Below are 21,739 nucleotides of genomic sequence, written 5' to 3' on the forward strand. Positions count from 1 at the left end.
GCCCCATCGGCGACCTGATCGGTGGTTCCCGCGAGCAGTGAAGCAGCGCCCAGCAAAATATCCGACCCGAAAATAAAAATGCCAGTCAGCTTAACTGACTGGCATTAACCCGAAGGTGGCCTTTCTTTTGCGGTGCGTGACTATACCGTGGGTTTGGTGACCCCGAATGTCTTGTCAAACATCGCAGCAATGTGCCCCCCAACCGTGATAGGTGCCGGGTAGGTTGTGTCAGGCTTGCGAAGTGACGGTACTACTTCGACTTCGTAGTAGTAATCCAGGTCGAAGAAAGTAGGAATCGAGTAACGAGCCGCGTCTTGTCGCGCGTTGAAGACCCGATGCATGGTGGAGTGATACAGACCATCCGTCAGCAACGGAACCATGTCGCCCAGATTCACCACGAAAGTACCATCAATGTACGGGGCTTTCAGCCATTCGCCGTCGGCATTACGTACCTCCAGACCACCCACTTCATCCTGTAGCAGCAGAGTGATTAGACCCCAGTCGGTGTGTGCACCGGCACCCAGCTGATTTTCACGAGCATCGGCCGGCTGACTTGGGTAGTGAAGCATCCGACTGATGATCATTGGTTCCTTGAGACCCTCGTCGAAAAAATCTTCAGGCAGTTGCAGTGATAGCGCCAGTAAGCGAACCAGCCTACGGCCGAGGAGATCCATGTACCGCATGTAATCTTCGGTATGCTGGCGAAATCTGGGACTCCCTTCTGGCCATTGGTTGGGCCCATGGTAGGGAGTCTTGCGCTGAACATGGGGATGCGCCTCGGTTAACTCTCGCCCCAAAAGGAACCCTTCCTTCAAATCGGGTGGTGAACCCTCGTCCAGGGTTTGTGCCGCGAGAGGCTCATAGCCACGCAGACAACTCGACTTCTTAGAGTTGATTCGCATCTTATCTTCAAGCGGAGTGCGGAAATAATCTTTGGCTACCGCAAATTGCGCCTGTTGCAGTTCTAACGGAACGCCGTGGTTCTTTATGTAAAAAAAACCAGTCTGTCGAGCAGCTTTATGAATTTCCCAAGCTACTGCCTTGCGTTTTTCGATGTCGTGAGAAAAGCTGTCGAGCAAATCGATAACAGGAATGTTCTTTGCCACTGATGGCGGGGTGTAAATGACCATTTCCAAGCCTCATTCAGCCAAAGGTTTTTAGTAGCAAGGCAGCATTAAAGCTTGATCGGTTCGGCACGAATTTTCGGGCGCCGATGCACGGCTCGGCGCTTCGCCCAGTGCCGATCCTGATTAGTGCGGTGCGTCTCCTGCGGGGAAAATCCCTGACATTACTGTAAATCCAGGAACACGTTTGACTGCATCCAGCCACAAACGTACAGATGGATAATTTTGCAGGCATAATCCCGCTTCATCGGCCATCGCTACATACGGAAAACAGGCAATGTCAGCAACAGTCGCATGTGCCAGCGGGCATAGATAAGTGAAGCCCCGTTGACGTTGCATCCAAAGATGCTTATCCATCACATCTAGCAGATCGTAGGCGCGAGAGCGGCAACTCTCGGCATCAAATTCGTACATGAATAACTCATGCAACCGCGCAGCTGAGATGGACCCTGTCAGACTATCGGCGAATGCTAGCCAGATCTGGATATCTCCAAGTACGTCGGGGCGATTGACCGGATACCATTGATGTGTCGAGTCATACATCGCGGCGAGGTAAACCAGTATCGCTTGGGAATCTCGAAGGGTTTTTTCGCCATCCTGTAAAACTGGCAACTGCCCCAGCGGATTGATTTTCAGAAACTCTGGAGTTTTATGTTCCCGCCCTGGATAAAATTCCACGACCTCGGTCTCATATATGAGACCGAGGATCGACATCATTAATCGGACTTTGAAGCAATTGCCAGACAACTCGAAATCGTAAAGTTTCAACATGGGGCACCGATTAAATATTCAACACCAGCTTCTTGGAATTACAGCCCGACACGCACGGCATGATCAATTTCCCACCTTCCTTCTCTTTGGCGGAAAGGTAGACATCTTCATGATTTAGATCGCCACTGATAACGGGGGTAACACAAACCCCGCAGACGCCTTGCTCGCAGGAATAATCTATTGTTATGCCGTGATCCAGACACGCCTTGAGGAGTGTTTGCCCAGGTTCGACGGTGAACTCTTGGCCTGTGGAATTGATTGCGACCTGGTACCCGGTCGTTGTGGTGGCGGGCACTGAGCCTGTGGAAGGCGTCAGACCAAAGTATTCGAAGTGAATATGCTCTGGGGTAAAACCTGCTTGCTGAGCAACCGCAGCCACCAACTCGATCATCTGTTGCGGGCCGCAAACGTACACATCGTGCTTGTCGCTATCAACCGACTCCAGCAGTTCGGTAATCCTGCGTTGGGTCCCCGGCACATCCAACCCTAGATAAGGTGGATGGCCGCTCGCCAAGGTGGCGATTCGATCTGGGAAGGAGACATGTTGCTCGCCTCGCGCCAGATAATGAAAGCTATAGGGGCGCCCAACGTGCTGCAAATGTAAAGCCATCGCCAAGATCGGTGTGACCCCAATGCCCCCCGCTATCAGCAATGCTGTACGGCCAGGTGGCTGAAGCATGAACTGGTTTCGCGGCAGTGAAACCTGGATTCGAGTACCTACTTGCACGTCGGCGTGCATGCTGCGTGAGCCGCCCCGTGAGTTCACTTCGTGCTTGACTCCGATCACCAATACGTCCCGTTCCTCGGGGGTATTCACTAATGAATACTGGCGCAGGTGTCGGGATGGCGTGAGTACGCTGATATGCATCCCCGGTTCGAGATCGAGCTCTTGCGGTTCGTCAGGCGTAAGCCAGTAAGAGTCAATGTCCGGGGTTTCAGTACGACGCGACGTAACGGTGCACCAGAACTGTTGGCTCGCCGTAGGCTTGCTTGTTTCCGCCTGCGGTGCGGCATCAGAAGCAATCAGTCGGACAGGGAGAGCAGCAACGTTGCTAGTGCTCTCCCTCGCGGGCAAGAACAAATTTCCCAGAATCTCAATGAAAGTCGACTTACGCTCCAAGGACACGGGATGGTTAGAGTAAAGTCGAGCATGTATTACTGCTCGTCCATCTGACTCCGGCTGCACGAACAGCCGCAGGCTGTCCAAAAGGCCTGCGCACTTCAGATCAATAATCAGGCCGGTGGCCAGCACCTGAACCTTATCGGTAGAACCGCCCAATACAGGGGCGAATAACGCCGCGGCTTCTTTGAGCAAGCCAGCGGCCGCGATGGCGCTCAGGGGAACGGTCTGACTGCGTAGGTTGCTCGTTACGCCCGCATCGATCGGCGCGGAGTTGTTCGGTTTGTGTCCAGATCCAGCGGCCTCAAGCCGAGCAAAAACCACACCGTCTACTTCCGCACACTGGAACGTGCGAACGCATGCAGTGCTAGGTTTTGCGCTGGGATGTGCCGGCACAAAGGAGCACTGACCCGAGCCGCTCTCGTATTTCCAGCCGTGGTATTGGCATTTGAGCTGGTCGCCGACATTGACGCCTAGGCTTAACCGCACACCACGGTGGGGGCAGCGATTCTCCCATACGTTCACTTCACCTGCGTCGTCACGCCAGACGGCAAGCTCCTGCCCAAGCAGACGTGTCTGGTACACATGCCTGAACGGCAAATCTTCGGAGCTGGCAATCACGTGCCATTGTTGATTCAACGAAACCATATCTCATCACCTGCTAATACAGCTCACCCACGGGTGGTGCCGAACGTCACGTTTCTGTCATTGAGCCAGCGTCGATAGGCACTGGAGAGTGCGTCCGCTCGCACGGGGGTTTCATGTCTTGGATTAAGGGGCAAGGCCTTGGGGACTTGGTTTATCAGGATCATGATGTCCTGCCCAAAAATGCGTTGCTGGAAGTCGCGCAGCTGTTTGTCCGTATTGATGTCGTCCAGGTAGCACATGATGGTGTGAGCGATGCAGCTCTCCTGATCCACCGGCTGCACGAAAAGTCCGAGCACATCCAAGCGGTTGGCATCGATCACACACGTTTTGTAGAGGATGGCTATGAAAGGGCGAGCTATACGGTAGACGTATTGCATCTCCACAGGCTCGCTTGCGGCGGCAGAGCCCTTGGGCTGCGGGAAGCGGCAATTGACCGCTAGAATTTCATCAGCTGCTTCATCTATTTCGACATCGTAAGCTGCAACCTCGGTCAGGGGCTCCGCGCCAAGAATGTCTGTATGGACAAACGGAAAATGTGCCATGTCGAGAAAGTTCTCGATTACCCTTAGCCCTGAAGTAGCGACTCGAATAGAGCCAGCGCTGACTACTCTGCGGTCCTCCTCCGCGTACTCCGGTATCGCAATCACGTCCCTGGGTTTGTCGCTCAGTGACACCCAAAGCAGACCATAAATACTCTTGGACGCTAGCTCAGCCGTTTGATCGGCCAGCCCGGCAGATACACCGTCATCAGTAAGCTGGTACCAGATTGCCGTACCCAATATTCGAGTGTGGTATTTCCGGCCGCTGACTGTCTCGGCCAGTGCCCCGACGGGATACCAGTCGTCGATTACAAAGCTGTTTTCTACGTGCATGGAAATGCCTTCTGCAGCCCGGCGCACCGCGGAGTGACCGGGCCAGTCACGGTTATTGGGCCCGGTACTGGGCAACGAATTCGGTAGGTGAAACAGCACTGCGGGCTTGATGGACAGCCGCACGCTCGGCATACAGCTCACGAACGAAGTTCGCGTAGGCGCAGCTGTCAGCGAACATGTTGTACTTCCAGCCTAGGCCGTAGGCGTTCAGATTGATGTTGTCGATGGTCATCAGTGACAGCGAGGTGTCGTCACTTTGCAGATACGCATCGATGACTTTGCGGGTCACTTCTTTGGTGCAAGCCAACTTGTGCGCATGCCACATATCGGTGTGCCATTCCCCCTTGGCCGGACGCTCGAATGGGTACTGAATAGATCGACCTGGGCGGTCAATGCCTTTCGCGTCCCAGGGGCCAGTCTCGAAGCCCCACCAATTCAATGGGCCATTGGGTGCCGCTGGCCGCATCTGCGCCCAGTGCACTAGGTTGCGGCTAAGCCATTGATCTGCGTAGCTGTCGGAATTGAACGGGTCAAGCATCGCAATGGACTCGTTGTCTCCGCGCATCTGTGAAACCGCGTGCTCGACCTCGTTTTCAATCTTGAAGATGCAGTGGCTGTAATCCATGGCCATGTTGAATGGCACACCGCGAGCCTCAACCAGATCGGCTACTTCCAGCACTCGCCGGTAGTCTTCTGACCACATGTCAACGTGGTTTTCGAAGGTGATGATGACCCCAGATTTGGCAGCGTATTCATAGGCGTCGAGGTAGCAGGCAACCACTTCCTCATTGGTGACGTAGTGCCCGTCCTTGTGTTTGGCCCAAACCATGAAGTTATGGTACTTGCCGCCGACTTCTACGGTGAGATCCAGGTTTTCCCTAATGACTGCCTCATCGAGCCCCAAGGTGTAGCAGCCACTGCCCGACAGTACCGGCAGATCGTAGAGTTGGCTGCCCTTGATGTACTCGTCCAGCTCCTGACGGTTGTTCGGGATACGGTCAATGAAGTCCCAGGCTTGGGCTTCCTTTACCAGCTTGAACTGTTCGAGGATAGGTAGTTCGACCAAGGAAACTGGCCGCTCCATGGACGACGCTTGAATACCGAGGCCGGCACATCCCAGCTTGAACATCTTTTTCATGTGTTGATCCCCTATCGCGCAAGCCAGAGTCAAAGGCCATTTGATGTCATCATCGGATTTTATGGCTTTCCAGACAGACAATCTGGTATACCAGCTATGCCGATGTCAAAGCACTTCCTGTGCCAATTCACTTGATTGATAGGATTAGCCCTTTATTTGACTGGTCGGAGAGGTTTTTGATGAAAGCGTCCAAAGATGCTTGGCGAGGTTCTTAGCGCCAAAGAGGTGCGCCAATCTCTCTTTGCGATTCATATTGGTGCGCCGGTAAGGGCGTATGTCTGCTTGCGCAAGCGTGCTACCTCCAGTCTTCGCCCTAGCATCGCTTAGGCTGAAGACCTTTTAGCCCGCATAATGATTTCAGGTATTAACAATGGCTCGCCGTTTAAAGTTTCACTCAATTGCGGTCACCTACTTCGACATGGTCCGCCGTTGCGAGTCCATTCGCGAAGCCGCGCGGCGGTTGAATGTCGCCTCATCAGCGGTAAACCGTCAGATACTTAAGCTCGAAGATGACATTGGTGCACCTCTGTTCGATCGACTCAATTCCGGACTTCGATTGACGCCCGCCGGCGAGTTATTCGCGCGTCACATCGGTGTGGTTTTGCATGACGTTGAAAGGCTGCGCGTAGAGTTTGACGCGATGGAGGGGCTACGTGCTGGGCATGTAGAACTGGCAACGGTTGAGACGCTGGCGGTCGACCTCTTGCCAACGGTGATGGAGATAATGCATCAGCGTTATCCGAGGGTGACTATTGGGGTTTCTCTCTGCCGTGCCGATGGTATTCCTGACGCGATCGTTACAGGAGACGCTGACCTTGGTTTGGCGTTTGCGCTGCCCAGGCACGAAGAACTTCAGCAGCTAGCCCTCGGGCATTTTCGACTCGGAGCAATAGTGCCCCCAGGGCATCCATTAAGTGCAAGGGTTCAAGTTAGTTTCGGTGCTTGCGCCGATTACGATCTCATCCTGGGCAAACCTGAGCTATCGACTCGCCATCGATTGGCGGCCCTGCTGAAGGCAGCGAGTATTCCAGGCAAAGCCCGAATTGAGTCTGGCTCACTCGAACTTGCTAAGCAGATGGTGCTCCGGGGCCGTGGCATCGCTTTCCAGACCAGATTTGGTATTGAGGCGCAAATTGAGGCAAAGCTGCTAAAAATGCTGCCGTTGACGGACGGCGGCGGGGTTTTTTGCGATCTTGGGTTGTATAAACGGGCAGGTCGTTATATCCCGACTGCCGTTGATGCCTTTGCCAGAATTCTCGCAGACGAGATCTTGCTCCGCGAGCGCCAAGAGGCCGCTGATTACGGGGCTTCTGGATAGCGCTGCCAAAAAGGCATCAGCTAGAGCGATATTCGATGCTTTTCGTATGCGGCTCAACCGATGACACTACAAGTCTTCAAGCAGGAGTTGCTCCCATGGCAAACGCTCAACTCGTACCAACAACCATTGAAATCTCCGATACGGCTGCATCGCTGCCGATCATCGATATGTCCGGACTGCGCTCATCGAACCTCGCTGTACGCGCCAAGGTTGGCCGGCAAATCGGTGAGGCTTGCCGCGATAAAGGGTTCTTTTATGTGACCGGTCACGAGATATCTTCGGCCCTCCAGCAGCGAGTCATCGACCAGGCAGCGAAGCTGTTTGCAATGGCACCCGAAGAAAAAGCCAAGGTTGATAAGTCGCTCTCTCAAGCAAATCGAGGCTACGAGCCGCTACGCAATCAGGTGCTTGAGGCCGGGGCGCCTGCCGACGTTAAAGAGGGATTTTATATCGGGCAGGATAAGCCACTGGACCACCCTGATGTGTTGGCCGGTAAGTTCAACCAAGGTCCAAACCTCTGGCCAGAAGCCTTGCCTGAGTTTCGTGCAACGATGGAGCAGTACCAATGGGAGCTCGAGGGTGTAGCGCAACTGCTGATGCAAGGTGTCGCGTTGTCCCTAGGTCTTCCTGAGCAGCACTTTGCCGGCTTCTGCCAGGACGCGATGACGACCTTGCGGTTGCTCCATTATCCGCCCCAGTCACCTTCGGCAGCACCTGGTGAAAAAGGTTGCGGAGCACACACCGATTGGGGCGGCCTGACGCTACTACTGCAGGACGATAATTCGGGCTTGCAGGTTTGGGATCAGGAAAGTAACGACTGGATTTGGGCGATGCCTGTGCCTGGTTCCTACGTGGTGAACATAGGCGACCTGATTTCGCGTTGGACCAACGATCTGTATCGCTCGACCTTGCATCGGGTGGTCAATCTGTCAGGGAATGAGCGGTACTCAGTGCCCTATTTTTATTCTGGAAATGTTGATCACAAGATCGAGTGTATTCCGCAATGCCTGATTCCAGGAGAGTCGCCTAAGTACCCGGTGATCACTGTCGAGGACCACTACAAAAACATGTTCCGCAAAACCTACGCCATGTAATGCGCTGTGCACGGCCAGCGCGACCGCGCTGGCCCCGATCCAAACCTTCCGACAATACCCCGCACGGAGCTTTTGGCGACGATGAAAACACTTGCGCTTAAAAAATGGCTACTGGGGATGGTCACTGGTATGGGCTTGACCGCGGCTTTTGCGAGCTACGCCGCGGATCCGCTGAAAGTGGGTTTCGTGTACACCGGCCCCGTGGGGGATCATGGTTGGACCTATCAGCATGAGCAGGCGAGGTTGCTACTCGAACAAACACTGGGAAACAAGATTCAGACAACGTTTGTGGAAAACGTTGCCGATGGAGCCGACTCAGAACGAGTCATCCGCAACATGGCGAAGAGTGGCTACGACCTGATATTCGGTACGTCCTTTGGGTACATGAATCCTATGGCGAGCGTTGCCAAGCAATTTCCAAAGGTTACGTTTGAGCATGCCACGGGATATAAGCGCGGCAAGAATCTCGGTACCTACCTCTCGACTTCGTATGAGGGACGCTACGTCGCAGGCTATCTTGCCGCGAAGATGACCAAGACGAAGACGATTGGTTATGTCGCATCGTTTCCAATCCCCGAAGTCCTACGCGATATAAACGCAGTTCAACTGGCCCTTAACAAGTACAACCCAGGGGCGCAGGTTAAGGTCATCTGGTTGAACGCATGGTTCGATCCTGGCAAGGAAGCAGATGCCACCAATGCACTGATCGATCAAGGCGCCGACGTGATCTTCCAGCACACCGCGAGCCCAGCACCGATTCAGACAGCAGAGCGAAGAGGTGTGTTTGCCGTGGGTTATGCCTCAGACATGGCCAAGTTTGGCCCGCATTCTGTGTTGACGTCGATTGTGTATGACTGGGCGCCATTCTATATACGTACCACCCAGTCGGTACTTGATGGCACCTGGAAGGAAGCGGACTACTGGGGCGGCCTCTCTGACGACGCACTGCATATGCCGGTCAGCGATCTGGTCCCTGCAGCCTACAAGGCTGAAGCTCAGGCGATTATCGCATCCATCAAGACTGGAGCCTTCCACCCCTTCGATGGACCACTGCTGGACCAGACGGGCCAAGTTCGAATTGCTCAAGGGGTCAAAGCCAGCAACGCCGATCTCGCCAGCATGAATTTTTACGTCCAAGGTATCACTTCAGATATGCCCAATTAATCTAGGGCGATTGGCGCTATGCACTTCTAGCCGTTAGCATCGTGAAACCATGAAAAGCCTCGTCCAACGATAGTCCGACGAGGCTTTTCATGGGAGATCCTGACCGCTCCAGATTGCGTAGACAGGTTCGGCCACTTAGATCAGCCGAGTAGCATTTCCCCGCCTCCTAGGGTAGTTTTGACGATTCCTGCAATCACTCGTTGCCCTGTTTCCTGCGCGAGCTCTTGATACCAAGCTTGTGTCTGCGCCGGGCTTCCTCCGTGGGTCACTTCTGACCGGCTACGGGCACGAAGCATGATCTGCGCGGTGCGATCGACACGAGCGTCGTTGTAGAGGTTGAGCGCGGCTGCGACATCAGAGCCTCTTAGCTCTAGGCACTTGGCGAGTACCCAGGCATCCTCCATAGCCTGACAGCCGCCTTGGCCCAGGTCCGGCGCCATGGGATGCGCCGCATCGCCTAGCAAGACTACACTCCCTTTTACGAAGCTGGTGATTGGCACTATGTCGTGGATTTCGACTCGGCTGACGATGGCAGTATCCATACGCTCGATCAGAGCTAGCACCGGAGGGGCCCAGCCTTCGAAATGGCCGTACAGCTCTTCGCGGTAGCTTTCCCGCACATTGGGGGTTCCAGCGGGAAGTGGTACATCGAAGAAGAAGTAGAACTCGCCATTTCCCATAGGCATCAGCGAGACGCGTTTGTGGTCACCGACGAACTGGGTCCACTCGGTACCGGAAGCCAGATCGTTGCTAGCGTCCACGCGACCATTCCAGTTGACATAGCCGCAGTAGTCACGCGCGACTTCGCAGCTTGCCACATAGTTGCGCAGCCGCGAGTGGGTGCCGTCAGCGGCCACCACAAGGTCGGCCTGGATACGCTGGCCATCGGAAAGCGCCACCAGCACACCGCTCTCCTGAGCCTCAACACTCTCGCAGCTCACACCAAGGGTGACGTTATCAGCGCCGCAGGCATTTAGTAGGACTTTCTGCAAGGCTGTACGGGCGATGGGGCAAGCGCGCTGCTCGACGGACTTATATAGCGGCTCGAGGCCAAAGCGGGTTAGCTGGACACCTTTATGCGTGCTGTAACTCATGGTGTCCATGCTACCGCTCACACTTTTGATCTGGTCTCCGAGACCAAGCTTTTCTAGGACATTGACGCCGTTGGGCCAGACGGAGATAGCTGCGCCTGCAGGTGTCAGCTCTGCAACCCGATCGAACAGCCGTACGCGATGCCCGTGACGTTGCAGGGCAATACCTGCTGTTAGCCCACCGATGCCTGCGCCGATGATGACGATATCCAAGGGCTTTGAGTGAGAAGGTGAAAGAGTCATTGCGAGCGTCTCAAAGGTGAAAAGATGAAAAAGATCGCTTGGGCTTGTTGCCCTAAGTCATTTGCCTGTGTGTGAATTGGGAGAGCACTCTCACGAGCACTGGCTAGTGGTGCGGGCCTCGCGACACGTGGGAGCATGCCACGCAAGCTCCCCACGGCTATTAGTTAGGTAAACCAATCGCGTACTTAGCTCAGGAAAAACTGACTTAGTCCTTGGCTTCGCAACCCTTTGCGGTAAGCAATCGAGCTCATGTCCGCCGGGATATGTACTTCTAGGGATGGATCGAGTGGCAGCCGCTCCGGTTTTTGAGCTTCGACAATAAGGCGATCCTCTTCGAATACCTGAAAGTTGAAGCTATGAACGTCCTCTACAGGAATATGCTTGTCAAAATTGCGCGCGATCGGGGCAAACATTCGCGTGTATTTCGCCGATACGGGGGAAGCAGCATTCATGATGACCAGCCGACCGTCGTTCGGAAAATGCACCGTCAAGGTAGCCGTGAACGGCAGGTGTACCTCGAAGTGTCTCAGCCAAGTGAAATCAGCCGGAACGTCAGCCTCCACGCCGATCGGGTAGTTTGCCACTGTGCTTAGATAGCGAACTTCAAAACCCTGAGGTGTTTCTGCGGGACGATAGGCAGGCACCTCAACGTTGTTCGGATTGCCAAAAGTGTCCGTGTGAACGAAGCCAAAGTGAGCCACGTCGAGGAAGCCCTCAAGCTGGCGCCCCGCAAATGCCTTAACGTCGAAAGCCGGGCAAACTATCTGCTGAAACCCCGCATCTTCCCAATGAGGCATGTTCGGAATGTCGGCTTGATCGTTCTGCGGATCAAGGCATGTCCAGATCAGTCCATAACGCTCGACCGCAGGATACGTGTAAAGCTGCATACGACTCGGGATAGATCCATTGGGACTTGCCGGAACCTTGTTGCATTTGCCTGCGTGACCAAAGCGCAAGCCGTGATAGGGGCAAACTACACCTTGGCCGTCGCTCTTCCCCATACTCAGCGGAACGCCACGATGCGGGCATACGTCTCGCGCCACGACCAACTCCTCGCCTATCCGATAAACCACCAGCGGCTCGTCTAGAAGCATCGCTTTGATCGGTTCGACGCCCACTGTGATTGACTCGGTGATTGGGTACCAATGCGAAGCGAGGATGCGCCAGTCACTTTCGACAAAGGTGCAATTGAGTGGAAGAGTACGGTCTTTGATCATGGGCATAAGCCTCGTCAGCTGCCGGAACGGTCTGAAAGTGCGCTCTGAGGCGCTTCGGTATGGACTTTAAGAGCCCGGCGTGATGAACTCAAACATCGATTTCTCATCATGGCGTTGCAAAAAACACAACACATGTTCCCGTTCTCTCGGTTCACCAGGTACTTTCTCGAGGTCACCCAGCACCGCAGCATCCGCCGAGCGGCGGAGGTTCTGCACGTCTCAGCCTCGGCTATTGATCGGCAGATTCTTAAGGTTGAGGAAGAGCTTGGAGTGCCCTTATTTGAGCGGCTCCCGAGCGGTTTGAGGCTTACGTCCGCAGGCGAATTAGTATTGGCCAATGCCCGTCAGTGGCAGAAAGAATATGCTCGCACCCGTGAGCAGATTGACGAGATGCAAGGGCTGCGCCGTGGTCATATTGATATTGGATTGATCGATGCGCTTAGCGAAGGAATGGTAGCTGAAGCCGTCTCGACCCTCATGCAGCAGAACCCGGGCTTCACATTTGGTATAAAGGTTGCAGACAGCCAGAATGTCGCAAAAATGATTGCCTCTGCTGATGTGGACTTCGGCTTCGTTCTGGATGCTGTTGCAGGGGCTGAGCTGTCGGTGACCGCAAGCACAGTGATCAAGATGGGTGTTGCCATGCCCACTTCCCATCCCTTGGCGGGTAGGAAGACCCTACGGCTGAGCGATACTCAGGATGAGACAGTGATCTTCCCTGCTGCTCCCCTGGTTGTACAAAAGCACGTGCATGCGCTTCACGATCATTTGAGGCTAGATGTTCGGCAGCGCGTAACTTGCAACGATTTGCGCATGATGCGTTCGTTAATTCGCGCCGGAGTGGGTGTCGGGATTCTGACTTGGTTAGATGTCGCAAGCGAAGTGGAAGCGCAAACCATTGCCTTCGTCCCTCTTGACGGCATCCACGTCAGTCATCCAGTTCTTTCCATTTGTGTAGCTCCTCATCGCCAACTGTCCCGTGCGGCATTGATGGCATTATCGGATTTACAGAAACGGATGGCTGACCTGATGCGATCTTAATATCTTCATCCATCAACCAGTTGCTGCGGCTTGCGGGCTCGGTGCGACGGGCCTTTCAAGATATATCGCACATCAGAAATTACACCGTTGATTGGAGGCTACGGCTCTTCATAGCCCTGCCTATAACGAATGACCGCTTCTGGCCGGAAACGGACCTACGTCGATGGATAATCTCGTGATGCTAATTGCGAAATGCCATGACCTTTACGATGGCAGTGGGTCTCTCATGGTCGACCTTCCTTCCGACCTCTTAGAAATCATGAATCTTATTGTTGGTGACGCGCTGAGTACCGAACCGTTTAACAGAGGCGTAGCGCTCAAGCCAAATTATGATGAAGATACTGTGTGCTGAGTCAGCTGCCGTCGCAGAGAACGAAGGCTCGGTATCCAACGACGCCGGAATGAGTTGACATCCTGACAGCAAAGGCTAGCTTGAGTCCAAGCGAACAGATCCGGGATGCCGACATGAAAAACCAAGAAAATGAAGAAGTGAAGGCGGCGGCGTGTGCGAAGCTAAAAAAGATTCAACAATCGGCTGGCTATAAAAGCTTTTTTAATGAATCTGCAATTGAGGCGTTTGGTCGCGTTCAGGCCCTTGAGCGGAAAAGCTTAGGCTGCGCCAGCCCGAATTTCTCATGCGATTGTGTGATCTGAATTCGCGGGGATATGGGACGGCAGCTTTGACCAAAGCGGACATCCATGCACGGAGCGTTGTATTTTGCCTGAGCGCATATAGTGAGGATGGTGCTAGCGATATGGGTGATTCATTTCAAACGATTGTGATTTGTCAGGACCCAGGCGATGGCAGCAGAGACGTGATAATCAACCTTACGCCAGATGTTCTAGCAGCGATGAATGCTCGTCTTGGTGATACTTTCAGCATCGAATTGGTCAACGGATCGATCGTGCTGAAGCCAATACGTGACGCTGGGACTCGATCCTGAGGGTGCTATCGATCACGAGCCGGCCTACGCATAAGCCGCCAGTAGCCACAAGAATGCGGCTCTATGCCATCCGTTAGGTCTCCGGTGTCAAATTCGCAGCGCGCACGAGGCGCGTGCTCTTCAAGGTGGGCCGTCTGAGACGCTGGCATCATTTCTTTTACGAGAGGCTGATCTCTTGGTGGGAGGCTTTGTGAAGGCAGTGAATACGGCAGTAGAAGCCCCAAGAACTTTTTCTAGCCTTTCTTGCAAATCGGGGGAGAGCCAGGAGCCGCGGTTCAAGCATTTCATGACTTCATCAAGTTGGCCTGCGCTGAGCGATGTCAGTACATTTTCTTCAACTGCATGCAACAGCACTAATGTGCCATTTCGGAGACGGCTAGTTCCCTTGACAGCGCCATGAATCCGCCCCAGTTCCTCGCTAACGTCCTGCCCCTTCAAGTCTTGAAGCCATTCTAGGAGAGTCGGGTGTGCGAGCACGTTTGGCGTTTTATTAGGGAGCTTGCTTGGTAAACTACGCTTCACCTCCGCGAGCGTCAGTGCTGGCCAATCGTCTGGGCGCGGTCGGGCGTAGTATGAAAGTGGCCATATGGCGTTGTAGGCGTACCCAAGTGGCACACCCAGCCGCTCGAATTGTAGGTTGGCTTCATGTTGTTCCAGATCGTAAGCTGGAAATTTTCCCGAGCAGCAGTCTAGTTCCTTGATTTCCAAAAGGATTACCTGTGCATCATTCAGCCGGCCGACAAGATCTGCACAGAATTTTCGAAGGGTTGCCCCCTGTTGTACTGCATATGGCGGAAACAATTCTAACAATGGCCCCCCGGGCCGATCGCAATGAACCTCTAAAGCCCCCGTGATGGCGGCTTGCAGGACATTTTCTTTCTTACCCAATTCTAACCGCTCCAGGCTAGTTGATCCGCAGCATCCAGTGAGCTGATGGTTCCTCGTTTTGAGGTTTTGAGGTTTTGAGCATACAGGAGTCCAGGTTATGCTGAGCAAGCTCTCGGGGATCAACATAGATCAACCAACCAAAAGGAGATCTACGTTGCCAGTGCAGAAATTAAAGTGAGTTAACGTGGATTGCTGTTGACGATCCTCCTAATCCCTGCACGGGCCGAATAGCTCCGGACAACGCCAACTCACCCAAACACTCCACTTGCTCCAGCGCCTTGATGGGCAGTTGCCCGCTGGCGGCCAGAATGCCCAGCGCGATGGCCAAATCAAAACGCCCGCCGTCCTTGGGCAGGTCGGCGGGCGCCAGATTGAGGGTGATACGGCGCGCAGGAAACTCCAGGCTGGAATTGATAATCGCGCTGCGGACCCGGTCTTTGCTTTCTTTAACCGCGGTTTCCGGCAGCCCGACCAAGGTCAGGGCGGGCAAACCATTGGCCAGATGCGCTTCGACCGTCACCACGGGCGCCTCGACGCCCACTTGGGCGCGGCTATACACAATCGCCAGAGACATGACTCATTCCTTGAGTTCGCAAAGCACGCATCCTGCGCGAATCAGCGGCCAAGGGTGGCGAGGAATGGATACCGGATGTGACGGTTACCCCCTTTCGGAGCGAGCTCGCCTCGCGATCTTTTGATCTTTTAAAAGATCGCGAGACAAGCTCGCTCCGACAGGCGCACTGAACGCTTACTGCGGGCCTTGCTTGTGAATCAACGCCGCCAGCGCTTCGTATTCTTCTGGCAACAAATCGGTCAGAGGGGCGCGCACCGGGCCTGCGCTATGCCCAGAAATGGTCGCCCCGGCCTTGACGATGCTCACGGCGTAGCCCGCTTTGCGGTTGCGAATATCAAGGTACGGCAGGAAGAAATCGTCGATGAGTTTGCCCACGGTGTCGTGATCTTCGCGGGCAATGGCGTGGTAGAACTCCATCGCGGTTTTCGGGATGAAGTTGAACACCGCCGAGGAATACACCGGCACGCCCAACGCTCTGTACGCTGCGGCGTAGACTTCTGCCGTCGGCAAACCACCGAGGTAGCTGAAGCGATCACCAAGACGACGGCGAATCGAGACCATCAGTTCGATGTCGCCCAGGCCGTCCTTGTAGCCGATCAGATTCGGGCAGCGCTCGGCCAGGCGCTCCAGCAGCGGCGCGGTTAGACGGCAGACGTTGCGGTTGTAGACCACCACCCCGATGTTCACTGACTTGCACACCGCCTCAACATGGGCGGCCACGCCGTCCTGGCTGGCTTCGGTCAAGTAATGCGGCAGCAGCAACAACCCTTTGGCGCCCAGCCGTTCGGCTTCTTGCGCGTATTCGATGGCTTGGCGGGTAGAACCGCCGACACCGGCCAGAATCGGTACGCTGGTGGCGCAGGTGTCTACCGCGGTTTTGATCACTTGCGAGTATTCGCTGGCCGCCAGGGAGAAAAACTCACCGGTGCCGCCTGCCGCGAACAAGGCCGACGCGCCATACGGGGCCAGCCATTCCAGACGCTTGATGTAGCCCTCACGGTGAAAATCACCCTGAGCATTGAAATCGGTGAGCGGAAAAGACAGCAGGCCAGACGAGAGGATGGACTTCAGTTCTTGTGGATTCATTATTCGAACACCCTGAGTAATACGCTTCAGAAAGACGTCAGCCAGTGCTGATGTCGTATGTCATCGTACAACATGAATTTGAAACGCTCAAGAACACGAATGCCGTCTCGCTTTTATCACCCGTTCAATCTCTCGCACTTACCTATACAGGTCCTGTTGTTTGCCCGTCCTTGAGGATCCCCTTCAGTTTTTAAGGCATTCAGACCGCACCTCAAATAAATCAGCAGACGCTCGTATTTTTCCTGATTTCAATGCAGATTGCCGATTGCGAAAACAGATCTCGTTGTCATACCATGTCGTACAACAATAGTAGGCGTAGAGTGACTCTCTACGAACCTCCACAACAGGCGGGTATTTTCATGAGTTTCGAAAGCCAGCGCGTCAAACAGATCTCTTCGTCCCCCAGCATGGTTATTTCCATGCGCGCCAAAGAATTAGCCAGCCAAGGCCGCGACATTGTCGACATGAGCCTGGGCGAACCTGACTTCGACACCCCTGCGCATATCATTGACGCGGCCTGCCAGGCCATGCGTGACGGCCATACCCGCTACACCGCCCCCCAAGGCACCCTCGCCCTGCGCCAGGCGATCTCGCGCAAACTGCTGCGCGAAAACGGCCTGACCTACAGCGTCGATGAGATCAGTGTCGGCAACGGCGCCAAACAGGTGATTTTCAATACGTTTATGGCCACCCTCGAAGCCGGCGACGAGGTGATCATCCCGGCGCCATACTGGGTGTCCTATTCCGATATTGTCACGCTCAATGCCGGCACCCCACGCGTGGTGCACTGCGGCATCGACGTCGGCTTCAAGCTCAGCCCGCAGGCGTTGCGCGCCCAACTCAACGACAAATCGCGCTGGCTGATCCTCAACACACCGTCCAATCCGAGCGGCGCCATCTACACCGAAACCGAGCTGCAAGCCCTGGGCAAGGTGCTGGAGGACTTCCCCACTGTGCTGGTGATGTCCGACGAGATTTACGAGCACGTGTTGCTGGCTGACCAGCCCTTCGTCTCATTCGCCACCGCGTGCCCGCAACTGCGCGAACGCACGCTGCTGATCAACGGCGTGGCCAAAGCGTATGCCATGACAGGCTGGCGCATCGGTTACGCCGCTGGCCCCAAAGCGCTGATCGCGGCGGTCAGCAAGATCCAGTCGCAAAGCACGTCAGGCGCGAGCGCCATTTCTCAAGAGGCGTCCCGCGCCGCGCTGGACGGCCCGCAAGACTTCGTCGCCAGCAGCGCCCGCGAGTACGCCGAGCGTGGCCGCTTGTTGGTCGAAGGTCTGCGTGAATGCGCCGGGTTGCGTATCGACGCGCCCGCCGGTGCGTTTTATGCCTTCCCCGAATGCAGCCAGTTGCTGGGCCGCGTCAGCCCTCAAGGGCAAGTCATTGACGATGATGTTGAACTGTCTGCGTATCTGCTCGATCACGCTGGGGTCGCTGTGGTACCGGGTTTGGCCTTTGGCCTGCCAGGGTACTTTCGGCTGTCGTTTGCGACCTCTCGCGACCACATAAAAAAAGCTGTTATCCGTATCAACGAAGCCCTTTCAGCCTTGCGCTAAAACCTTCGTCCTTTGCTGTGCAAAAGCTGCCATAAAAATAGTCGGAGATCCCCATGTTCGATCACAAGAAAAAGCTGCTTGCCCTTATTGTCGGTGCTTGTCTGTGCACCGCTGTTCAGGCTGAAGACCTCACCGGAACCTTAAAAAAAATCAAGGAATCGGGCACCGTTACCCTCGGGTACCGTGACGCCTCTTTGCCTTTTTCTTATCTGAACGATGACCAGCAACCGATCGGCTACAGCATCGAGCTGTGCCAGAAAATCGTGGACCAGATCAAGGTCAAAGTCGGCGAACCCAACCTCAAGACCCAGTACGTCTCGGTGGTTGCAGCCACCCGCACGCCTTTGCTGATCAACGGCACCATTGACCTGGAATGCGGCGTCACCACCAACACTGTTGAGCGCCAAAAACAAATCGGCTTTCTGTTCACCAGCTATGTCGCCAGCGCCAAATATGCGGTGAAGAAGGCCTCCGGGCTCACCAGTGTTGCTGACCTCAAAGGCAAGGCCGTGGTGGTGATTACCGGCGGCAGCGGCGAGTGGATCACCAAAAACCTCAACCGCGAAAAAGACCTGGGCCTGAAGATCCTCAACGCCAAGGACAGCGGCGAAGCCTTCTTGATGCTGGAGACCGGCCGCGCCGTCGCTTACATCAACGACGATGTGCAATTGATGGCCACCATCGCGCAAAGCCGCAACCCGAATGCCTACACACTACTGCCCGAACCTATGTCTGCCGAGCCGTATGCCATCGGCATTCGCAAGAACGACCCGCAGTTCAAAACCTTCGCCGACGGCGTCTTGAGCCAGCTGTACAGCTCTGGCGAGATCGATACGATTTACCCGAAATGGTTCCTCAAACCCATCCCGCCCAAAGACATCGTAATCAACCTGCCGATGAGTGACGCCTTGATAAAAGCCATCGCCAACCCGAACGACATCGGCGTCTGATACTCCCGTCTCAAGCGTTCTGATTCCAGCCAGCCAAAGACAAGGAGGCGCTTGGTTGGCCGGAGGCAGAGTGTGCAACGACCTCTATCTCCTTTCAAAGGTTGGTGCTTCATGGATTACAACTGGAACTGGAGTATTTTTTGGGAGCACGCTCCCGGAGAGTCTTCGTCGTATCTGCATTGGCTGATCACCGGCACCAGCTGGACGTTGGCCACCACACTGGCCGCGTTCATCCTGGCGTTTTTGATCGGTGGTTTGGTCGGCACCCTGCGCACCACCACGCTGCGCCCCGTGGTGTGGCTGTGCAACCTGTACACCGAAGTGTTTCGCAACATTCCCCTGTTGGTGCAGATGTTCATCTGCTTCTTCGTCCTGCCCGAGTTATTACCCGTTTCGGCCGGTGATTACCTCAAACAGGATTTGCCCTACCCGTCGTTTTTCAGTGCGGTAGTGGCATTGACCCTGTTTACCTCGGCCAAGCTCTCGGAGCTGTTCAAGGCCGGCATTGAATCGGTGGCGCACGGGCAGCGCGGTGCGGCGCTGGCTTTAGGCCTGCGGCCCTACCAGATGTACCTTCAAGTGCTGTTGCCACAAGCGATCCGCGTGGTCTTCCCGCCACTGACTTCCGAGGCGCTGAACACCCTCAAGAACTCATCGGTGGCGCTGACCATCGGCCTGATGGAGCTGACCGCGCAAGCGCGCAACATCAGCGAATACTCGTTCAACACCTTCGAGGCATTCAGCGCGGCGACCCTCATTTACGTGGTCATTTCGCTGCTGGTGACCTTCGTCATGGGCCATATCGAACGTTCCCTGACCATTCGCGGCGCGACGAGGTAGTCATGTTTGATTTAGATCCGAGCGTTATTGTCCGGGCCATGCCCGCCCTGTGGAACGGCCTTAAATTCACCTTGCTGCTGACCTTTGTCGCCATGTCGGTGGGGATCATCACGGGCACCTTGCTGGCCATCATGCGCCTGTCGCACAACCGCGTGCTGCGTGGCTTTGCCCTGGGTTACGTCACGGTCATGCGCAGCATCCCGCTGGTGCTGGTGATTTTCTGGTTCTACTTTTTGATGCCGCTGTTGCTGCAAATGACCTTCGGCACTGAACGCCCCGTGCAGATCGGCCCGGTGGTCACGGCCTTTGTGACGTTCTGCATGTTCGAGGCGGCGTATTACAGCGAAATCATTCGCGGCGGCATCCAGAGCATCAGCCCCGGCCAGAAGCAAGCGGCGGCGGCCCTTGGCCTGCGCCCGGCGCAAGCGATGTTCTACGTGATCCTGCCGCAAGCCTTGCGGCGCATGGCGCCGCTGTTGCTGACCCAGACCATCATTCTGTTTCAAGACACCTCACTGGTGTACGTGCTGTCCATCGCAGACTTCACCGGCGCCGCGAGCAAGTTCGCGCAGCGTGACGGGCGTCTGGTCGAGCTGTATCTGTTCGTTGCCTTGGTCTATCTGGTGATCTGTTACCTGCTGTCCAGCCTGAGCAAACGCCTGAAAACAAACGTAGGGAAAACCGCATGATCCAGATGAACAACCTGAGCAAATGGTACGGCAACTTCCAGGTCTTGAAGAACTGCACCACTGAGCTTGCCCGCGGAGAAGTGGTGGTGGTGTGCGGCCCCTCCGGCTCAGGCAAGAGCACCCTGATCAAATGCGTCAACGGCCTGGAGCCCGTGCAAGAGGGCGATATCTTCATCGAGAACCAGCCGGTGACCGGCAAGGGCGTCGATTTGCCCACATTGCGCGCCAAGGTCGGGATGGTCTTCCAGCATTTCGAACTGTTCCCGCACCTGAGCATTATCGACAACCTCAACCTGGCGCAAATCAAGGTGTTGGGCCGTGACCGCCACGCGGCGACCAAAAAAGGCATGGCGCTGCTCGAACGGGTAGGGCTCAAGAGCCACGCCCACAAGTACCCCATTCAATTGTCGGGCGGGCAGCAGCAGCGCGTCGCCATTGCCCGGGCGCTGGCCATGGACCCCATTGCCATGCTCTTCGATGAACCAACGTCAGCGCTGGACCCGGAGATGGTCAACGAAGTCCTGGACGTCATGGTGGAACTGGCGGGCGAGGGCATGACCATGATGTGCGTCACCCACGAAATGGGCTTCGCCCGCAAAGTGGCGGATCGCGTGGTGTTCATGGACGGTGGCGAGATTATTGAAGACGTGAAGGCTGAAGCGTTTTTCAGCGCGCCACGTTCAGACCGCGCTCGCAGTTTTCTGTCCAAGATCTTGCAGCACTGATAGATCTGTGGGAGCGAGCTTGTCTCGCGATCTTTTAAACCGTCAAAAGATCGCGAGGCAAGCTCGCTCCTACGGTTGCACCGCATGCGGGCATTACTCGGTCGGCGGCAGCAACCTGGCTTCCAGCTCGGCCACTTTGGCCTCAAGGCTCTCAAGGCGCGCGCGAGTGCGGGCGAGGACGACCATCTGGCTGTCGAATTCTTCGCGGCTGACCAGGTCCAGTTTGCTAAAGCCACTTTGCAGCAAGGCTTTGAACTGGCTTTCGATTTCGTTGCGCGGCAGCGCGGTGTCGCCACTGAACAGACGCGAGGCTTGGCCACTCAGGGCGTCGAGAAAATCTTTGGGCGCGAGCATGGGGTAGGTCCTTAAAACAGATGGCGGTGAGTGTATCACGCAGTATCAGAAGGGCATTGCCTGCCCGGCCTCGCACATTTATTGGGCATCCCCCCGCCCACCTACGCACCGTTTGCGTGCGCAAAACCTCTGCGAAATCAGGCACAACGCCACCAACTGTCAATAAGCACCTGAAATTATTGGCTTTTCCAGACATGGCAAGGTTTCTGCTTAGTTGCTCATGACTCATGTACTGATGCAGTTGCTATGACGATGGCAGTGCGGCAGGTGGTTCAGGGAGTGCTTG

Annotated in this window: 20 protein-coding genes and 1 pseudogene; 10 read left to right on the forward strand and 11 right to left on the reverse strand. The window is 55.3% G+C overall.

The window, feature by feature from the left end; genetic code table 11:
• Positions 1 to 140 precede the first annotated feature (140 nt).
• The 5 genes from GHO32_RS17950 to GHO32_RS17970 all read right to left on the reverse strand — a co-directional run bounded on the left by GHO32_RS17950 (position 141) and on the right by GHO32_RS17970 (position 5,673).
• Positions 141 to 1,130, reverse strand: coding sequence for an isopenicillin N synthase family oxygenase (locus GHO32_RS17950; RefSeq protein WP_096426642.1), 990 nt, complete (start codon positions 1,128 to 1,130; stop codon positions 141 to 143).
• Between the two features lie 120 nt (positions 1,131 to 1,250).
• Positions 1,251 to 1,895 carry a glutathione S-transferase family protein gene (locus GHO32_RS17955; protein ID WP_096426641.1) on the reverse strand — a complete coding sequence of 215 codons (645 nt, stop codon included), beginning with the start codon at positions 1,893 to 1,895 and terminating at the stop codon, positions 1,251 to 1,253.
• A gap of 10 nt (positions 1,896 to 1,905) precedes the next feature.
• Positions 1,906 to 3,663 carry a Rieske 2Fe-2S domain-containing protein gene (locus tag GHO32_RS17960; RefSeq protein WP_153336851.1) on the reverse strand — a complete coding sequence of 586 codons (1,758 nt, stop codon included), beginning with the start codon at positions 3,661 to 3,663 and terminating at the stop codon, positions 1,906 to 1,908.
• A 23-nt stretch (positions 3,664 to 3,686) separates the two neighbouring features.
• On the reverse strand, positions 3,687 to 4,535 hold the full coding sequence (locus GHO32_RS17965) for an aromatic ring-hydroxylating dioxygenase subunit alpha (protein WP_096426640.1): 849 nt from the start codon (positions 4,533 to 4,535) through the stop codon (positions 3,687 to 3,689).
• Between the two features lie 52 nt (positions 4,536 to 4,587).
• Positions 4,588 to 5,673 (reverse strand): TIM barrel protein, encoded by a 1,086-nt coding sequence (locus GHO32_RS17970; protein WP_096426639.1) that lies wholly within the window; start codon positions 5,671 to 5,673, stop codon positions 4,588 to 4,590.
• A 370-nt stretch (positions 5,674 to 6,043) separates the two neighbouring features.
• On the opposite strand from GHO32_RS17970, the gene GHO32_RS17975 reads away from it, so the two are divergent.
• The 3 genes from GHO32_RS17975 (at position 6,044) to GHO32_RS17985 (ending at position 9,249) form a co-directional block, all read left to right on the forward strand.
• The gene (locus GHO32_RS17975; RefSeq protein ID WP_096426638.1) at positions 6,044 to 6,991 is read left to right on the forward strand and encodes a LysR family transcriptional regulator; all 948 of its coding nucleotides are present in this window, start codon (positions 6,044 to 6,046) and stop codon (positions 6,989 to 6,991) included.
• A gap of 95 nt (positions 6,992 to 7,086) precedes the next feature.
• Positions 7,087 to 8,085: an isopenicillin N synthase family oxygenase gene (locus GHO32_RS17980; RefSeq protein WP_096426637.1), complete on the forward strand. Its 999-nt coding sequence runs from the start codon at positions 7,087 to 7,089 to the stop codon at positions 8,083 to 8,085.
• A gap of 81 nt (positions 8,086 to 8,166) precedes the next feature.
• Positions 8,167 to 9,249, forward strand: a complete 1,083-nt coding sequence (locus tag GHO32_RS17985; protein ID WP_096426636.1) for a BMP family ABC transporter substrate-binding protein — start codon at positions 8,167 to 8,169, stop codon at positions 9,247 to 9,249.
• Between the two features lie 140 nt (positions 9,250 to 9,389).
• Here GHO32_RS17985 and hpxO read toward each other — a convergent pair whose 3' ends face one another.
• Together hpxO and GHO32_RS17995 are read right to left on the reverse strand one after the other, a co-directional pair.
• Entirely contained in the window at positions 9,390 to 10,583 is a 1,194-nt protein-coding gene (hpxO, locus tag GHO32_RS17990; RefSeq protein WP_096426635.1) for an FAD-dependent urate hydroxylase HpxO, read from the reverse strand.
• Positions 10,584 to 10,768: 185 nt separating this feature from the next.
• Positions 10,769 to 11,800 (reverse strand): aromatic ring-hydroxylating dioxygenase subunit alpha, encoded by a 1,032-nt coding sequence (locus tag GHO32_RS17995; protein ID WP_096426634.1) that lies wholly within the window; start codon positions 11,798 to 11,800, stop codon positions 10,769 to 10,771.
• A 108-nt stretch (positions 11,801 to 11,908) separates the two neighbouring features.
• Here GHO32_RS17995 and GHO32_RS18000 point away from each other — a divergent pair, with 108 nt between their 5' ends.
• Complete coding sequence (locus tag GHO32_RS18000) at positions 11,909 to 12,841, forward strand: LysR family transcriptional regulator (protein WP_256678618.1); 933 nt, start codon at positions 11,909 to 11,911, stop codon at positions 12,839 to 12,841.
• 465 nt (positions 12,842 to 13,306) lie between these two features.
• On the forward strand, positions 13,307 to 13,495 hold the full coding sequence (locus tag GHO32_RS18005) for a hypothetical protein (RefSeq protein ID WP_125923580.1): 189 nt from the start codon (positions 13,307 to 13,309) through the stop codon (positions 13,493 to 13,495).
• A gap of 410 nt (positions 13,496 to 13,905) precedes the next feature.
• Here GHO32_RS18005 and GHO32_RS18010 read toward each other — a convergent pair whose 3' ends face one another.
• The 3 genes and pseudogenes from GHO32_RS18010 to kdgD form a co-directional block, all read right to left on the reverse strand.
• Positions 13,906 to 14,673 (reverse strand): hypothetical protein, encoded by a 768-nt coding sequence (locus tag GHO32_RS18010; RefSeq protein WP_125923581.1) that lies wholly within the window; start codon positions 14,671 to 14,673, stop codon positions 13,906 to 13,908.
• Positions 14,674 to 14,881: 208 nt separating this feature from the next.
• Positions 14,882 to 15,247: pseudogene (locus tag GHO32_RS18015) on the reverse strand (magnesium chelatase domain-containing protein); the annotation flags it as partial.
• A gap of 174 nt (positions 15,248 to 15,421) precedes the next feature.
• Positions 15,422 to 16,333: a 5-dehydro-4-deoxyglucarate dehydratase gene (kdgD, locus tag GHO32_RS18020; protein WP_048372539.1), complete on the reverse strand. Its 912-nt coding sequence runs from the start codon at positions 16,331 to 16,333 to the stop codon at positions 15,422 to 15,424.
• Positions 16,334 to 16,692: 359 nt separating this feature from the next.
• On the opposite strand from kdgD, the gene GHO32_RS18025 reads away from it, so the two are divergent.
• The 5 genes from GHO32_RS18025 to GHO32_RS18045 all read left to right on the forward strand — a co-directional run bounded on the left by GHO32_RS18025 (position 16,693) and on the right by GHO32_RS18045 (position 21,099).
• Positions 16,693 to 17,895 carry a pyridoxal phosphate-dependent aminotransferase gene (locus GHO32_RS18025; RefSeq protein ID WP_153442949.1) on the forward strand — a complete coding sequence of 401 codons (1,203 nt, stop codon included), beginning with the start codon at positions 16,693 to 16,695 and terminating at the stop codon, positions 17,893 to 17,895.
• 53 nt (positions 17,896 to 17,948) lie between these two features.
• Positions 17,949 to 18,845, forward strand: coding sequence for an amino acid ABC transporter substrate-binding protein (locus GHO32_RS18030; RefSeq protein ID WP_153335018.1), 897 nt, complete (start codon positions 17,949 to 17,951; stop codon positions 18,843 to 18,845).
• Positions 18,846 to 18,956: 111 nt separating this feature from the next.
• Positions 18,957 to 19,685: an amino acid ABC transporter permease gene (locus tag GHO32_RS18035; RefSeq protein ID WP_048372545.1), complete on the forward strand. Its 729-nt coding sequence runs from the start codon at positions 18,957 to 18,959 to the stop codon at positions 19,683 to 19,685.
• A 2-nt stretch (positions 19,686 to 19,687) separates the two neighbouring features.
• Entirely contained in the window at positions 19,688 to 20,374 is a 687-nt protein-coding gene (locus GHO32_RS18040) for an amino acid ABC transporter permease (protein ID WP_048372548.1), read from the forward strand.
• Positions 20,371 to 21,099: an amino acid ABC transporter ATP-binding protein gene (locus GHO32_RS18045; RefSeq protein ID WP_153335019.1), complete on the forward strand. Its 729-nt coding sequence runs from the start codon at positions 20,371 to 20,373 to the stop codon at positions 21,097 to 21,099. Before GHO32_RS18040 ends, GHO32_RS18045 begins: the two co-directional genes overlap by 4 nt.
• Before the next feature lie 93 nt (positions 21,100 to 21,192).
• Here the strand turns inward: GHO32_RS18045 and GHO32_RS18050 are convergent, their stop codons facing one another.
• The gene (locus GHO32_RS18050; protein ID WP_153327895.1) at positions 21,193 to 21,453 is read right to left on the reverse strand and encodes an accessory factor UbiK family protein; all 261 of its coding nucleotides are present in this window, start codon (positions 21,451 to 21,453) and stop codon (positions 21,193 to 21,195) included.
• Positions 21,454 to 21,739 lie beyond the last annotated feature (286 nt).

Origin of the sequence: Pseudomonas sp. FSL R10-2189, from assembly GCF_009600325.1 — a bacterium.
GTDB classification, from domain to species: domain Bacteria; phylum Pseudomonadota; class Gammaproteobacteria; order Pseudomonadales; family Pseudomonadaceae; genus Aquipseudomonas; species Aquipseudomonas helleri.

Excerpts from the sequence above, each read along its gene's own strand:
- GHO32_RS17985 (WP_096426636.1), top strand. The coding sequence starts at position 8,167 with ATGAAAACACTTGCGCTTAAAAAATGGCTACTGGGGATGGTCACTGGT.
- GHO32_RS17965 (WP_096426640.1), bottom strand. The coding sequence starts at position 4,535 with ATGCACGTAGAAAACAGCTTTGTAATCGACGACTGGTATCCCGTCGGG.
- GHO32_RS17955 (WP_096426641.1), bottom strand. The coding sequence starts at position 1,895 with ATGTTGAAACTTTACGATTTCGAGTTGTCTGGCAATTGCTTCAAAGTC.
- GHO32_RS18000 (WP_256678618.1), top strand. The coding sequence starts at position 11,909 with ATGGCGTTGCAAAAAACACAACACATGTTCCCGTTCTCTCGGTTCACC.
- GHO32_RS17960 (WP_153336851.1), bottom strand. The coding sequence starts at position 3,663 with ATGGTTTCGTTGAATCAACAATGGCACGTGATTGCCAGCTCCGAAGAT.
- GHO32_RS17950 (WP_096426642.1), bottom strand. The coding sequence starts at position 1,130 with ATGGTCATTTACACCCCGCCATCAGTGGCAAAGAACATTCCTGTTATC.
- GHO32_RS18025 (WP_153442949.1), top strand. The coding sequence starts at position 16,693 with ATGAGTTTCGAAAGCCAGCGCGTCAAACAGATCTCTTCGTCCCCCAGC.
- GHO32_RS17995 (WP_096426634.1), bottom strand. The coding sequence starts at position 11,800 with ATGATCAAAGACCGTACTCTTCCACTCAATTGCACCTTTGTCGAAAGT.
- GHO32_RS17970 (WP_096426639.1), bottom strand. The coding sequence starts at position 5,673 with ATGAAAAAGATGTTCAAGCTGGGATGTGCCGGCCTCGGTATTCAAGCG.
- GHO32_RS17975 (WP_096426638.1), top strand. The coding sequence starts at position 6,044 with ATGGCTCGCCGTTTAAAGTTTCACTCAATTGCGGTCACCTACTTCGAC.
- GHO32_RS18005 (WP_125923580.1), top strand. The coding sequence starts at position 13,307 with ATGAAAAACCAAGAAAATGAAGAAGTGAAGGCGGCGGCGTGTGCGAAG.
- hpxO (WP_096426635.1), bottom strand. The coding sequence starts at position 10,583 with ATGACTCTTTCACCTTCTCACTCAAAGCCCTTGGATATCGTCATCATC.
- GHO32_RS18035 (WP_048372545.1), top strand. The coding sequence starts at position 18,957 with ATGGATTACAACTGGAACTGGAGTATTTTTTGGGAGCACGCTCCCGGA.
- GHO32_RS18045 (WP_153335019.1), top strand. The coding sequence starts at position 20,371 with ATGATCCAGATGAACAACCTGAGCAAATGGTACGGCAACTTCCAGGTC.
- GHO32_RS17980 (WP_096426637.1), top strand. The coding sequence starts at position 7,087 with ATGGCAAACGCTCAACTCGTACCAACAACCATTGAAATCTCCGATACG.
- GHO32_RS18040 (WP_048372548.1), top strand. The coding sequence starts at position 19,688 with ATGTTTGATTTAGATCCGAGCGTTATTGTCCGGGCCATGCCCGCCCTG.
- GHO32_RS18050 (WP_153327895.1), bottom strand. The coding sequence starts at position 21,453 with ATGCTCGCGCCCAAAGATTTTCTCGACGCCCTGAGTGGCCAAGCCTCG.
- GHO32_RS18030 (WP_153335018.1), top strand. The coding sequence starts at position 17,949 with ATGTTCGATCACAAGAAAAAGCTGCTTGCCCTTATTGTCGGTGCTTGT.
- kdgD (WP_048372539.1), bottom strand. The coding sequence starts at position 16,333 with ATGAATCCACAAGAACTGAAGTCCATCCTCTCGTCTGGCCTGCTGTCT.